The sequence below is a fragment of the Brenneria izbisi genome, from assembly GCF_025840185.1.
GTDB classification, from domain to species: domain Bacteria; phylum Pseudomonadota; class Gammaproteobacteria; order Enterobacterales; family Enterobacteriaceae; genus Brenneria; species Brenneria izbisi.
In genome coordinates, this window is sequence record NZ_JAMPJU010000017.1 from 1 (window position 1) to 14,673 (window position 14,673).

General features: G+C 51.4%; 10 protein-coding genes and 1 rRNA gene. 2 read left to right on the forward strand and 9 right to left on the reverse strand.

Annotated elements, in window-relative coordinates:
* A 5S ribosomal RNA gene (gene rrf / locus NC856_RS17890) occupies window positions 1–78 on the forward strand; the annotation flags it as partial.
* 139 nt (window positions 79–217) lie between these two features.
* Here the strand turns inward: rrf and pssA are convergent.
* The 4 genes from pssA to trxC form a co-directional block, all read right to left on the reverse strand.
* Window positions 218–1,573: a CDP-diacylglycerol--serine O-phosphatidyltransferase gene (pssA, locus tag NC856_RS16270; RefSeq protein WP_264091499.1), complete on the reverse strand. Its 1,356-nt coding sequence runs from the start codon at window positions 1,571–1,573 to the stop codon at window positions 218–220.
* Between the two features lie 168 nt (window positions 1,574–1,741).
* The gene (locus NC856_RS16275) at window positions 1,742–4,390 is read right to left on the reverse strand and encodes a bifunctional acetate--CoA ligase family protein/GNAT family N-acetyltransferase (RefSeq protein WP_264091500.1); all 2,649 of its coding nucleotides are present in this window, start codon (window positions 4,388–4,390) and stop codon (window positions 1,742–1,744) included.
* A 50-nt stretch (window positions 4,391–4,440) separates the two neighbouring features.
* A complete protein-coding gene (locus tag NC856_RS16280; protein ID WP_264091501.1) occupies window positions 4,441–5,139 on the reverse strand; it encodes a tRNA-uridine aminocarboxypropyltransferase in 699 nt (232 codons plus the stop codon).
* Between the two features lie 147 nt (window positions 5,140–5,286).
* On the reverse strand, window positions 5,287–5,706 hold the full coding sequence (gene trxC, locus NC856_RS16285) for a thioredoxin TrxC (protein WP_264091502.1): 420 nt from the start codon (window positions 5,704–5,706) through the stop codon (window positions 5,287–5,289).
* A 240-nt stretch (window positions 5,707–5,946) separates the two neighbouring features.
* Here trxC and NC856_RS16290 point away from each other — a divergent pair, with 240 nt between their 5' ends.
* Complete coding sequence (locus NC856_RS16290) at window positions 5,947–7,104, forward strand: tRNA/rRNA methyltransferase (protein ID WP_264091503.1); 1,158 nt, start codon at window positions 5,947–5,949, stop codon at window positions 7,102–7,104.
* A 106-nt stretch (window positions 7,105–7,210) separates the two neighbouring features.
* Here NC856_RS16290 and emrB read toward each other — a convergent pair whose 3' ends face one another.
* From emrB to proX, 5 genes are all read right to left on the reverse strand, one after another.
* Window positions 7,211–8,743 (reverse strand): multidrug efflux MFS transporter permease subunit EmrB, encoded by a 1,533-nt coding sequence (emrB, locus tag NC856_RS16295; protein ID WP_264091504.1) that lies wholly within the window; start codon window positions 8,741–8,743, stop codon window positions 7,211–7,213.
* Window positions 8,744–8,760: 17 nt separating this feature from the next.
* Complete coding sequence (gene emrA / locus NC856_RS16300; protein WP_264091505.1) at window positions 8,761–9,939, reverse strand: multidrug efflux MFS transporter periplasmic adaptor subunit EmrA; 1,179 nt, start codon at window positions 9,937–9,939, stop codon at window positions 8,761–8,763.
* A 252-nt stretch (window positions 9,940–10,191) separates the two neighbouring features.
* The gene (gene mprA / locus NC856_RS16305) at window positions 10,192–10,710 is read right to left on the reverse strand and encodes a transcriptional repressor MprA (protein WP_264091506.1); all 519 of its coding nucleotides are present in this window, start codon (window positions 10,708–10,710) and stop codon (window positions 10,192–10,194) included.
* A 240-nt stretch (window positions 10,711–10,950) separates the two neighbouring features.
* Window positions 10,951–12,159 (reverse strand): MFS transporter, encoded by a 1,209-nt coding sequence (locus tag NC856_RS16310; protein WP_264091507.1) that lies wholly within the window; start codon window positions 12,157–12,159, stop codon window positions 10,951–10,953.
* Window positions 12,160–13,622: 1,463 nt separating this feature from the next.
* Complete coding sequence (gene proX / locus NC856_RS16315; protein ID WP_264091508.1) at window positions 13,623–14,627, reverse strand: glycine betaine/L-proline ABC transporter substrate-binding protein ProX; 1,005 nt, start codon at window positions 14,625–14,627, stop codon at window positions 13,623–13,625.
* Between the last annotated feature and the right edge of the window lie 46 nt (window positions 14,628–14,673).

Sequence of the window (14,673 nt, forward strand, 5' to 3'; positions counted from 1 at the left end):
GCCGAACTCAGCAGTGAAACGCCGTAGCGCCGATGGTAGTGTGGGGTCTCCCCATGTGAGAGTAGGGAACTGCCAGGTTTCAATAAAAACAAAAGGCCATCCTTTTACTGGATGGCCTTTTGTTTATCTTATTTTCAATGTCTACTGATTAAAATAGAAAGCCCCGGCGTTGTGATTCAACGCCGGGGCTTTCTATTATATTAATATCGCAGCAATATCAGAGAATACGGCTAATTAACCTGTCTATGCGAATGCGGCGCAAGCGTCGAATGAGTTTACGGACTTTTACCGGATATTGCGCAATGCTTTCCAGTTCCATATAACTTGTGACAACCTGAGTATGAACTCTGATTTTGTCCAGTTCTTCCAGGCGCTGTGCTAACAGAACCTGTTTGGGATCGTGAATCAATATCGCGTTTTCCAGATCCAGACGCCAGGCACGAGGATTGAGGTTATTACCTGTCAGCAACTGCCATTTATCATCTATCCACATGCCTTTCAGGTGGAAGCTATTATCGCCATCTTTCCATAATCTTACGACAAGTTGCTGAGCATCAATATAGCGCTGTAGCCTGCTCAGGAAACGGCGCAGGTTGATTTCATAAAGATAAGGCAAGGCACCAATAATTTTAAACGGTTGATTTTCCGGGATATAAAAATCATTAGCCGTCTTATCGCCAATAATGATTTCAACTTTCTTACCTTGCCGCAGTAGGCGGATAATATTCCGCACCAGTAGAGCAGGGAGATTAAAATACGGAGTACACATCACCAGATGGCTGTCTGTACAGTACATCAAATGGTGAATGGTTTTGTTCAGCGGGCTCTGTTTGCCCAAACCAACCAGCGGCGTGACAGTCAGTTCACCATCAGCGATATTACACTCGGGGATATTATAGCCTGTTGTGCGTAACGCCTGACGAAACTGTTTGGTTTCGTTTTTAATTTCCAGGCTCTTGGGGCGATCGATGTGATCCAATCGTTGGATTGCCGGTGCCGCCAGGATCTTGTGAATATATTGCGCCATGGTATCAGCCAGTATCGAGTTACGAATTATCTGATAGCGATCATAACGATACTTGTCATGCTGATGCAGGTAGACATCGTTCAGGCTGGCGCCGCTATAGATGACGGTGTCATCAATGATGAAACCTTTCAGATGCAGCACACCCAATGCTTCGCGGGTGTTGACCGGTACGCCATAGATAGGAAACTGGATCTCCGCATATTTATGCGCCATATCGCAATACCAGTCAGCGTTGGTATTTTCTGCCGCTGCCCCAATCCGCCCACGTTGGGCACGATGCCAGTCAACCAGAATGCGGATATCAAGTTCGGGACACTGCCGTTTCGCCTCATATAACGCAGACAAAATACCCATGCCAGCATCATCACGCTCAAGATACAGCGCCACCAGATAAATGCGTTTTCTGGCTCTCAGAATAGCCTCTATCAGCGTTGTGCGAAAAAGTTCAGGTGTGTGAAGAGTCTGAACATCATCTGCTGTCTGAGGGATTTTGGGCAATTGTGCAAGGTGTTGTTGGTATTTATTGCGTTTAAATTTTGACAACATCACAGTGCGTTTCTTCTCTCATCAGTGTATGGCCCTGAGGCCATTATCAAAAGTTAAGGAATAGCCGAATCGGGCGATAATACCATTACTTCCCAGCTGTTGTGAGCAAGTTTTACCATTGAGTGGTAGAACATATCCTGACAGCGGGAGCGATATCATGAAGTATGATTAATTTTTCAACGGCAATTCCAGCGCCACAATGCCTTCTTCCAGTTGAACATTGATGCTAAACCCCAGTTTCTTTGCCAGCGCGATCATACCTTGGTTGTAAGGCATAGTGATACCATTCAGCCGTCCCAATCCGTGAGCCTGAGCATACCGGATAAGCTTTTCCAGCAATCGTCTGCCCAACCCCAGTCCTTTCAAATCCGAGCGTACCAAAACGGCGAATTCAGCGTCAGTATTGTCGGGGTCTGAAATCGCACGTGTCACACCGATTATCTCCGGCCCTGCCACGGTCTGGCGTATGGCGACAAACGCCATCTCGCGATCGTAGTCAATCTGGGTCATATTGGCTAAATCTTCATGATTAAATTCATTAATTTCGCTGAAATAACGGTAATAGAGGTCTTCTTTCGTCACTTTTGCAATGAATTTACTCAGCAGCGGTTCATCTTCAGGAAGGATGGGACGGAACAGACAAGCAGTATTATCTTTGAGTGTCACCGTCTCTTCCCATTCCTGCGGATAGGGCCGGATCGCCAACCTTGACTGGGGATCGCCGCTAAAAGGCGACAGGTGCAGCGTGACATCCAATAAGGTGAATTCACTTCCTGAAGCCAGCAGCGGATGGATATCCAACCGGGAGATTTCCGGGCAATCAAGGATCAGGTTGGAAACCTGTACCAGCAAACGGCTGAGGGCCGGAATATCCAACGGCTGTAGCGCACTGCTGGCACGAATTTTATCGCCTTTGACGGCCTGTAGCACCAGATAACGCGCCAGCGTCATATTGAGTGGCGGCAGGGCAACGGCAGCCTGTTTTTCACGCCATTCGACGCCGCCTTCTCCCAACATAATCAGCGGTCCAAATACCGGATCCTGTTCGACGGCGATACGCAATTCCTGAGCGCCGGCGCGGTTTGCCATCCCCTGAACCAGCAGGCCGTGGATTCTTGCCTGAGGATAAGTTCGCTTGACACGATCGAGGATGGCATCCGCCGCTTGTTGAACGTCTCCGGCGGTTTGCAGGTAGAGCATCACGCCCTGAACTTCCGACTTATGAGAGATATCGGGGGAACGTAGCTTGATGGCGACCGGATAACCGATTTGTTCCGCGATATGCACTGCTTCTACGCTGTCATTGGCAATCCAGGTTGGCAAGGTATGCAAACCGTAGGCTTGCAGGATGGGCTGAACTTCATGGGTATCCAACTGAGTAACGCCATCTGACAGCGCCTGACGGATCAGTTCATGCGCCTGGCTGGTATTGATGGCCAGATCCAGCGGCAGCGCTGGCGTTTCCATCAGTTGTTTTTGGTTACGCCGATACTCGACAATATGCATAAACGCGGTGACAGCGCCTTCGGGCGTGCGGTAGGTGGGAATACCCGCGTCGTTGAACAAACGCCTGGCTTCCAGAGAAGAATATTCACCGCACCAGTTCGTCAGCAGCGTAATGCGTTTGCCGCGCGGATGGTGTTGAAACAGGTTGATCAATTGTTCCGCGTTTTCGGTGCCTGGCGCCGCCGCGCTGGGCGCATGAATAATCAGCAATGCATCGGCATCATCGCTATCGAGCAGTATCGATAGCGCATCCTGATAATGTGCTGCCGTAGCGCCATCACGCAGGTCGAGCGGATTGCCGATGGCGACATGCGCAGGTAATTTTTCCCGCAACAGTTTTTGCGTTGATTCGCTGAGTGTCGCAAGTTTTCCTTGTCGGCTGAGCAACTGATCCAGCGCCTGTGCCGCGGGTGACGCTCCGTTGCTGACGATGATGAGTCGTTCGCCGCGTAATGGGCGCAAGTGGCTCAGGGTTTCCACCGCTGAAAATAGTTCATGGGTATCACGTACCCGCAACAAACCGGCACGTTGAATGGCCGCATCGTAGGCGGCATCCAAACCGTGGCGCTGGCTGTTCAGTAGCCGTTGCGCCTGCTGGCTGCGCCCGCTTTTTATCACCAGAATCGGCTTGTTTCTTGATGCGCCGCGCGCCGCGGAAAGAAAACGGCGAGCATCGCTGATATGTTCGAGATGCAGCAGAATGGCGCTGGTTTTGCCATCACGCGCCAGAAAATCGAGCACGTCATCGACATCAATATCCAGGCTGTCGCCCAGCGCGATAAAGTAGGAAAAGCCAATCCCTCGTTGTTGCGCCCAGTCCAGGATCGTATTGGATACTGCGGCGGATTGGGAAATAAAAGCCAGTTTGCCTTTCATGATCGGAACAGGGGAAAAGCTGGCGTTAAACCCTTGCCAAGGTGCGAGCAGACCCAGACTGTTCGGACCTAATAAACGCATGTGGTAGCGAACCGCGCAGGCTTTCAAATCGCTGAATTGCGACGGCTGGGCCGAAAGAATAATGACGGTTTTACAGCCGCATTGTCCCAGTTCTTCCAGCAACGTCAGGTTGCGGCTGGCGTTAGTGCAGAGCACAGCCAAATCGGGTTTCATTGGCAGGCTGGCGACATTCGGATAAGCCAGAACACCGCAGACGGCGCGATATTTCGGCGTGACAGGGAGCACCGGACCGCTGAAGCTACCATCAAGCAGGTTCCGCATCATCAGAAAACCTGCCCGTCCCGCTTTTTCCGATGCCCCTAAAACAGCTATCGATCGCGGACGCAATAATGCTTCCAATCCACGTTGGCTCATAAGTCACTCCTGTTGGATAAGACTATTTGATACTAAACGTTTTCTGGCGATTATGCTGTGACGGTGGGTAAAGTTTCCCGTAAGGTATGATGCGACTTCCCGGCCAGATAATGTTTTCTAAAACGGTCAAAGTGAGTGGACAGACCGTTCGCGGCCATATGATCCCCAGCCTGTGTGAGTAAGGCGATCGCAATTTCGGCGGTACAATGCTGTCCGGCGCCACTGGCCTCACGTAACTGGTAGCGGGATAGCGCATCCACATTCAGCGACAGAATAGGCAAAGCATCCAGATACGGGCTTTTGCGGAACATTTTGCGAGCTTCCGGCCAGGTGCCGTCCAGCAGCACAAACAACGGCGGTTTCCCCTGAGGAGGTAACTGGCGCAACACCTGACGTCCGCTTTCGGCTTCATCGGCCAGAAAGACCAGATAAGGCTGATAATCCGGGGCGTTCAACACTTGCAACAGTTGTGGGGCCGGTGACGTGCGTGACCAGAGAAAGGCTTGCGTGTCCGGTAAAATATCGGCGATTAATCGTCCGGTATTGCTTGGCTTAAGCGGTTCGGTATCAAACATCACCAGACAAAAACGACTGCGTGAGTCAAATGACCGAATGGTGTGACACAGGCAGGCCTTAACCGGCAGCAGGCAGTGTTGGCAGCGCACCACGCGGCAACCACGGGCGCGAAATGGTTTGGTTGACTGCTCAAGACGTTGCTGGCGCAGTTGGAGCACGGCGTTATTGGTCATCACGTATTCGACACGGTTGAGTGTTGCCGGGAGCCGGTCAAAATTCGGCCTTCATGGGCAAAACAGATTTAGAAGTTCGTTATTCTAATCGACTGCGCATCCGACCAAAAGAGCCGGGGCGATAATGCCCCGGATTAACGTGATTTTTTACAGCGATTCATCCAGCCAGGCTTCAAAAGCGGCTTTCGGCAGCGCGCCATTGAGCATATCCACCAGTTGACCTTGTTTGAACAGCATCAGCGTTGGGATGCTGCGAATGCGAAAGCGGGCGCTGAGTTGCGGTTCCGATTCGGTATTCACTTTAATAAAGCGTATTTTTTCGCTGCGCTCTTGTGCGACACTTTCAAACACGGGGGCAAAGTTGATGCAAGGTCCGCACCAGGGCGCCCAGAAGTCGACAACGATCGGTAAATCGTCCTGTAACAGCTTGTCCAGCGTCTCTTCTGTCGCATTCACCACGTCGCCGGTGAACAACGGATCGCCGCAGCGTCCGCATTTTGCGTGGTCGTCAAGACGTTCTGCCGGCAGACGATTGGTTGTGTGGCAAGAGCCGCATACCGTATTCATAAATAGGGCCTCAAATGGAAAGGGGCTAAAATAAGGATGTTGTTGAGTAAACGGATTGCAATGCCGTAATAAAAGGTCAACAACCGTGCGTTAAGTATGGTGGGCCGCGGGATTGTCAACAATGTGGTTTACTCAATAGCTACAATAGCTACGGACTTTTAGCCAGCGTAATGACAAGTTGGTAGCTAAGCGGGTGTACATGAGGTAATCTTCGCGCCCAGCGCGTAGGTGGAGAGAACGATGAGCGATTCATTCAATAGTAAGAGCGGCAAAGTCCGAGTGATGTACGTCCGTAGCGAGGATGAGGGCGAGAAAGATAACAAAAACAAGCGTCCTGAAAGTAAAGATCGCCGTAGTGAGAACCGTGGTGGTCGAGGCGCAGTGAGTGGTTCACGCGATAATCGTGTAAAACCTCCGCATCCGCGTGATACCAACCCACGTTATGCTCGTGAAAACCCGTCGCGTGATGGCGACGCGCGTGAAAAAAGTCCCTGGGGCAAAGCGCGTAATGATCGTGCTGGCGAGGTTCCTCGTCGCCCGCACAACGAAGATGTCGCCCATGATTCCCCTTGGAAAACGGTTTCTCGCGCTCCTGGCGAAGCCTCTGAACCCGATCACGGCGGCATCAGCGGTAAAAGCCAGATTGATCCCGCGCAAATTCGCCGCCAGCGTCAGGAAGAGACGCGTGTTTACGGTGAGAACGCCTGTCACGCGTTGTTCAAGAGCCGTCCAGAGGCGATTGTCCGCGCGTGGTTCCTGCAAGAAGTGACGCCACGTTTCCGTGAGGCCTTGCGCTGGATGGCGGCAAATCGTAAAGCCTATCACGTGGTTGAAGATGAAGAACTCATCAAAGCGTCTGGTACGGAACATCACGGCGGCGTTTGTTTTCTGATTAAGAAACGCCAGGGGATGGATGTCCGTGAGTATCTGCAAACGGCTGGCGAGAGTGATTGCGTGTTGGCGCTGGAAGATGTCGGTAATCCGCATAACCTCGGCGGGATCATGCGCAGTTGCGCGCATTTTGGCGTGAAAGGCGTGTTGATGCAGGATGCGGCGCAACTGGAGTCAGGGGCGGCGGTGCGTACCGCGGAAGGCGGTGCTGAGCATGTGAAAGCCATCAATGCGGATGATTTTCTGTCGGTATTAGGCGAATTCCGCCAGGCGGGTTACACCATTGTGACCACCTCCAGCCATAAAGGTGCGGCACTGTCGAAAACCACGTTCCCGGCTAAAACGGTGATCGTGCTGGGACAGGAAAGTGATGGCTTGTCTGACAGCGCGTGGCAACAAGGCGACGTCAACGTTTCGATCGGCGGCACCGGTAAGGTGGAAAGTCTGAACATTTCTGTGGCCACAGGCATTCTGCTTGCTGAGTGGTGGCGGCAGAATCAAGCCTGATGTACAAACGTTAGAGGCATTCCCGGATGCCTCTTTCTGATCCTGCACAGTGGACAGTGGAATACATTTTTAATCAGCGGACGACCGACTGGCGAGCATAAGCCGATCAGTGCGCACCGCCGCCGCTGGCGGAGTTAAAGGGCGGACGGGCGAACCACACCAGGACCACCAATATCAGAAATATGCCGGCGGCGGCCCAGAAGATTTCATTAGCGGAAATAATCAGCCCTTGTGCGGTAATTTCCTGTGCGATATAGGCGGAAGCCTGGGATTGGCTCATCCCCATCGCCTGCAACTGCTGATAGGTTTCTTGCGCCAGCGGATTGTAAGGCGTGACCGATTCCGTCAGATGCGCGTGGTGCAAGGATTCACGTTGCGTCCATAAGGTCGTGGTGATGGACGTACCGATCGATCCGGCCAGCGTTCGGGCAAAGTTGGACAGGCTGGAAGCTGCGGCCAGTCGTTCCGGCGGCAATCCCGACAACGTGATGGTGGTCAGCGGCATGAAGAAACAAGCCACGGCAATCCCCTGTACGAACTGCGGCCACGCCGATGCGCCAAAATCCATACCCGGCTCAAAGGTGTAAGCGCGCCAGTAAAAACAGACGGCATACACGATAAAACTGAAGCTGACCAGCTTGCGCATGTCCAGATGCGGCGCGAAGCGGCCAATGAGCGGCGACAGCACCACCGGCATCAATCCCACCGGGGCGGATGCCAGACCAGCCCAGGTTGCGGTATAGCCGTAGACCTCTTGCAGTAATTGCGGCAGCAACACAATCGCGCCGAAATAGAACATGTAGGCCAGACTGATACACAAACAGCCGATAGTGAAATTACGCGATTTGAACAGCGACAAATCCACGACCGGGTGATCGTCCGTTAGCTCCCAGACGATCAGAAAGGCCAGCGAGATAACGGCGACCACCAGTAGGATAATGATTTCGCTGGAGTTGAACCAGTCGAGTTCTTTGCCTCTGTCGAGCAGCATCTGCAAGCTGCCGATACCGACAATCAGCAGCGCCAGTCCAATTGTATCAATGGGTCTGATTTCGGTTTTGGTTTCCCGCCCGCGCAAGGTTTGCAAGGTGAGCAGGACAACCGCGCCCCCCAGCGGTACGTTGATGAAGAAGATCCAGCCCCAATGATAGTTATCACTGATCCAGCCACCCAGAATCGGACCGCAGATCGGCGCCACCACCACCGTCATAGACCAGAGCGCCAGCGCAATGCTGCGTTTGGCTGGCGGGTAATTGTTGAGCAACAAACTTTGTGACAGCGGGATAAGCGGCCCGGCGGCAATCCCCTGTAAGACGCGGGCAAAAATCAACATTCCCAGACTGTTGGATAGGCCACACAGCCAGGAAGTTAGCGCAAACAGGATGGTAGACCAAAGAAACAGGCGAACCTCACCGAACCGTTTGGCCAGCCAGCCTGTAATCGGGATGGAGATTGCGTTGGCGACTCCGAACGAGGTGATCACCCACGTACCCTGCGAGTTAGATGCCCCCAGATTACCGGCAATAGTCGGAATGGCGACGTTGGCGATAGTGGAGTCCAACACCTGCATGAACGTCGCCAGTGATAAGGCGATGGTCATCCAGGCCAGACTCGCACCTTTAAGTGGCTCTCTCGGCACGTTGCTCTCCTGACGGATTAACCCGCGTTGGCCTGGATGATGCTGCGAATCATTTGGTTGACCGGCGTGAGATCCAGCGACAAGGCATCACTGAAATAGGCTGGCGCGCCGCGTGGCGTTTCGGCTAACGCTTTACCGTCGGTATTCGCGGTATCGACATTAACCAACGTTGATAAACCGATACGCAGCGGGTGTGTCGCGATTTGTTGCGGTTCCAACTCAATACGTACCGGCAGACGCTGGACAACCTTGATCCAGTTGCCGGTGGCGTTTTGTGCGGGCAGTAACGAGAACGCGCTGCCGGTTCCCATATCCAGGCCAACCACCTTGCCCTGATAAACCACATCGTCGCCATAGATATCGGCGATAACGGTGGCCGGCTGGCCGATACGCATATTGGCGAGTTGGGTTTCCTTAAAGTTGGCATCAACCCACAGATGATCGGCTGGGACCACGGCCATCAATGCGGAAGTGGGAGAAATGCGGGCGCCTACCTGAACGCTACGGCGTGAAACGTAGCCGTTAACCGGGCTGACGATTTTGGTCCGCTGCAAGGTCAGCCAGGCATCACGCATTGTAGCGGCGGCTTGTTGCACTGTGGGCTGCTGTTCCAGCGGAGTATCCCTCACCATAGCCTGATTCGCGAGATATTGCTGTTTGGCCACTTCCAGCGATGCTTTGGCGCTGGCGACGGCATCACGGGCATGCTGGACTTCTTCACGACCAATGGCGTTGGCGTTGCCCAGGGCCTCCCGGCGAGTTAAGTCGCTTTGCGCTTTGTTCAGTTCAGTCTGGCGCAACTCGATATTGGCCTGATACTGCTTGCTGTTAATGATTAACTGGCGTGTTTGACGCACGCTGCTGGCGAGCGAGGTTTCCGCGCGTTCAAACGCCTGTTGCGCATCCGTCGGATCCAGTTCGACCAGGACGTCGCCTTGTTTAACAAAATCGGTATTATCGACATTCACGCGGGTGACGCTGCCGCTCACCTGCGCCATCACCTGAACCTGATTACCGGCAACATAGGCATCGTCCGTGCTTTGATGATGTCTGAGAACCAGAAACCAGTAAATAAACCAAACCGCGCCAAGCACAATAAAGATAAAGGCCAGCAGAGTCATTATCCATTTACGCTGTTTTTTCCTGCTTTTCCCCGCAGGTTGTTGAGGCGTCTGATTTTCCACGTTTTCACTCATGGGGGTTCTCTCTTGATTTCTTTTTTGCCGGGTATCGCGGTTGCCGCCTCTGGCAATCGCCTTGTCATGGTTGAAATTTCACATCGCGTCACGATGATGCGCTGGTAACAAAATCAGCGGTTACGTTAACCGACCGCAACCTGAGCTAAGGAAATGCAAATCGATCTTTTCGGCGGAAAATATGACCGCCCGATGAAACTGTCATCGGAAGTATCAGATACGATGAAGACGTGATATCTTTATTAAAATTAGTTAGTTATATTTTTTTATTTCATCCATTTCATCCAGTCTGGTCAGGAGTTTGCGCATCAGCACTTCCAACTGTTTTTGTTCGTCACCACTGAGCGCCGACCAGAGAAAATGGAGACTTTTATGTTGTGGAGGCAGCAACTGCTCAAGGAACGCTTTACCGGCTTCCGTCATATGCAAATGCAGACAACGACGGTCGTTATGGCTTTCACGTCTCTCTATCCAGCCTTTTTTCTCCAGATCGTCAGCGATGCGCGTGGCATTGGTGCGCGATGAGCCCAGCGCGGCACTAAGTTCGGAGGGTTGGATACTGTAAGATTCCTGGGATTGCAGCGTAATTAATGCCATAAACAAGGTTTCATTAATCCCTTGCTCTTTAAGCATTCTGTTTCTGTGCTCCAGGATTTTGCTCTGCATGTGCATACACAGACGCAACAACAGGACTTCCTGGTGGGGGAAGTCGGGTTTACGTGAAGCTCGCAGGCTTAGCATTTGTTCGATGGGAGTGAAGGAACTATCCATTTTATATAAACCTCATTAATCACGGTCCGTATAGTAACTAATGTTACTAAATGGGTAAACGAGAAAGCGCGTTTAATTCTGTGTCAGAAAGTAAGAAAAAGGCATCCAGGAAACGGATCAATCCCCTGTAATGTCATCAATATTGGTACATTGGTCGGCTATTTCAAAACCCAACAGACTGATAATTGGATCAGCGCATTATCGGGAACTCGCGCTTTGCCGACGCTTTAATATACGTGTTTACCGACCTGAAGGCGCAGCGGTGATCGGGTGTTCATCATGGTTACCTCGCCACCAGACCAGCAGATTCAACAGACTGGTCACACAGCCTGCCGCACATACGCCCAGCCACCCCCAGTGCTGATAGGCTGAGGCGGAAATCATCGATCCCAGCGCGCCGCCGATAAAATAGCTGGTCATGTACCCGGCTGTCAGGCGGTTACGTGCTTCCGGCATCATGCGATAGATCACGCTCTGGTTGGTGACATGAACGCCTTGAACGGCAAGATCCAATGCGATGATGCCGATTAAGAGCGCGATGACTGATTGAGCACCAAACGCGACAAACAGCCATGACAGTAATAATAGTAGCAGACCGGCGAACGTGGTTTGTCGGGCTTTCCCCTGATCGGCCAGACGTCCCGCACGTGATGCTGCCAATGCGCCAGCGGCGCCGACCAGACCGAACAGCCCAATCTTCCCTTCGGAATAATGATAGGGTGGGGAGGCCAGCAGAAAAGCCATGGATGTCCACAAGATGCTGAAGTTGGCAAAAGAAAAACAACCCAGCAATGCACGGGTACGGAGCAGTGACGACGTGGCGAACAACCGGAATATCGAGGCTAAGAGTTGCGGATAATTCAGCTTGTTCTCTTGCGGGACGCGCGGTAACGCCCGCCAGAGTATCAACGCCATGATGGTCATCAATGTACTGGCGACCCAGTAGACGGTGTGCCAGTCGCCCAATGAGGCCAGCGCCCCGGCGACGGTTCGAGCCAGCAGGATACCCAGCAGCAGGCCGCTCATGATGGTGCCGACCACCTTGCCTCTGGTTTCTGGCGTTGCTAGCGTGGCGGCGAGCGGCACCAGAATTTGCGCGACGACAGAGAATAGCCCGGTTAACGCGGTGCCGGTGATCATCAGCCAAAGCGTGCTGGCGGAGGCGGTAATCAGCATGCCGCCAGCGGCGAGCAGCGTCATACTGACAATCAGAGTCCGCCGTTCAAACATGTCTCCGAGAGGAACCAGAAACATTAAACCCACGGCGTATCCTAGCTGAGCGGCGGTAACGATAAAACCCGCCTGATTGACGGAGAGTTCAAATGCTCTTGCGATGGTTTCCAGCAGTGGTTGAGCATAGTAATTACTGGCAACGGCGAGGCCGGTTGCCACGGACATGGTAAGAGTCAGAGGCAGGCTGAGGCCCGATTTTTTCGGCTGAGATGACATAGTTTGGTGGTTAATGTAATGTTAATAATGCTAATGGTTGCGGGCAGTATGAAACAGGTGGTAACGAGATACCAGAAGATATTGCGGTTGCGGTAGGACTTGGGGACGCTGACATGGGTTAAACGTTTTTAGCGTCTATCTGTCATTATTTATACTAAGCATATAATTAAGCGTCTATCAAACTAATATTTGGTTCGTTCAGTTGGAAAATATAAAATTTTTAACCATCTTGATATTAAAAATGAAAAAGCGGTAAATAAAGAAATAATAAGTAATTTGAATTTAACTTGTTTACTTATTGCACACAGGCAAGAAACCATTTCGATGGCAGACCGTGTTATTAAATTAGAACAAGGTAGGATAACTACAGACACAATGCAAAATTGTCAAATGGAAATGATTAACAAAGAAGCAGGCCATATACCATGTAAATCTTTATAGCGGATCACTATCAGGCCGAAGATCCTTTTTTTATCTAATATAGGCAGACAAGCAGTGAATCTTACCTGAAAAAAGGCCGCTCGTTCTTAAGCAAGCGACATTAACTCCAACTATCCCTGCACAGATATCATGAACGGGGCTATTTTTCAATTTTACCGATATTCGATATTTGCCCAGGTCGCAGAACGCGATTTCACCAGCAATGAATAGCGCTTGTATGCGATCTTCATAGTCACTATTTTCCCTGATACCTTGCAGTTGACCTCAGGGCAGCGGCCTACGACTAAGACCTCAATATAACGAGATGTACAAGAACGCGAGTTGGGGGTGGACAGGCATCTGATAAGATATTTTCTTCCACATGCGGCGCCATTATCCCAAAGACCATCTGAGACAGTGACTACTCTATAGTCCATACGAAGAATCTGGTCTGTGGATATATTACATCCCTGGATAAGATCGTTAACGTGGGTGCCATTGTTACCATAGAAACTGGTCGTTCCAACGTCTGCAAATGCAGGCACAGACATTGTCAAAATTGTCGAAAAATATGTAATGGCGAGCAAATTCCTTGTTTTCATTTGTCTATCCTCTTTTGTGCTTATACTCTGTATTAGGTTGTCTAATTGATAGCTGGTTATTTATTTTCCAGTAATCAAATTTAGTTCCGTCCATGAAAAACCAGATAACCCACATGACCTCTCCATCCTCAAGCGTTATGTAGTCGTGTGAGGCGTTGAGTTGAGAATCGATGTAACGTTACCTACAGGCAAAAGTGTGGCGTTTCATGTCAGATTAATCAATCAGTTTTCTTTCTGATATCTATCATTTAACTGAAACATGCGTGAAAGGTGAAGCGGAGGGCTTTTACTGCCTAACCAATGTGCTCGCGATTCAGGGAGGGGGCAAGCTCACTGCGCTTCATGGGTAGCTGTAGTTAACCACCACATGGCTATTACATACAAGGGAAGGGGAGGACATTAGCGCCTCCCCTGGCAAGGTGGGTATGAATGAAAAATCGCTTATTTTGCTGCTTCGGCTGCGGTTTTTACCCAACCGTCAAACTGCTGCTGGTGGGCTTTGATCCAGCCGTCCACATGACGTTCGATATCCTGCTGGGAGCCTTCGCCCTGATGCATACGCAGGTTCTGCGCATTGATATCAGCCAGTGGTAATTTCATGATGGAAAACAGTTTTGCCGCCGCCGGATTCTTTTCCGCCCATTCTTTATTGGCCGCAATCTTCATGTTGTTGACTGGGAAGCCATAGTCAGCGCCATTAGGCAGTTTGGTACTGCTTCCTTTCATATTGCCCGGTTGAGAAGAGAAAGGCACCTGTAGCCATACCACGTCACGTCCCGGAACCAGCACATCGCTGACCCAATACGGTGTCCAAGTGTAGTAAAGAATGGGTTTGCCTTCTTTATAGCGGGTAATGGTATCGGCAATCAGGGCGGCGTAGTTCCCCTGATTATGCTCGACGGTGTTAGTCAGGTCATAGGCGCTGATATGGTTATTGATCGCGGCTTCACAGCCCCAGCCTGGATTACAGCCAGTTAAGTCAGCTTTTCCGTCGCCATTGGTATCAAACAGTTTGGCGATATTCGGATCTTTTAACTGCGCGATATTGGTGATCTTATATTGGTCGGCGGTTTTTTTATCGATCAGGTAACCCTGAGCGGCGCCGGAAACATATTCACCCTGACGATAGAATTTAGCGTCGCCGCCAGCGGAAGTATACATGTCAGCCTGAAGCGGATCCCAGTTTACGGCAATAAAGGTGGTATCACCGGAGGCAATCGAGGTGTAAGCGACGTTGTAGTCGACTTCACGAATGGGTTGTACCTCATAACCCAGTTTTTCCAGTGCTCGGCTGACCAGCAGTGTCTGGAATGTTTCTTCCGCGATGGTGCTTTGCACTGGAATGACCTGGACGCCTTTGCCGGGGAGTTCGTCAGCGGCGGCATAGAACGATGTACTGAGTAGTGCGGTGGTCAGGGCGGCTGCCCAGATTTTTGTTTTATGCATTATGGTTCCCTCTTTTTTGTGTAGTGTGAAGCGGGCGCTAAATCTG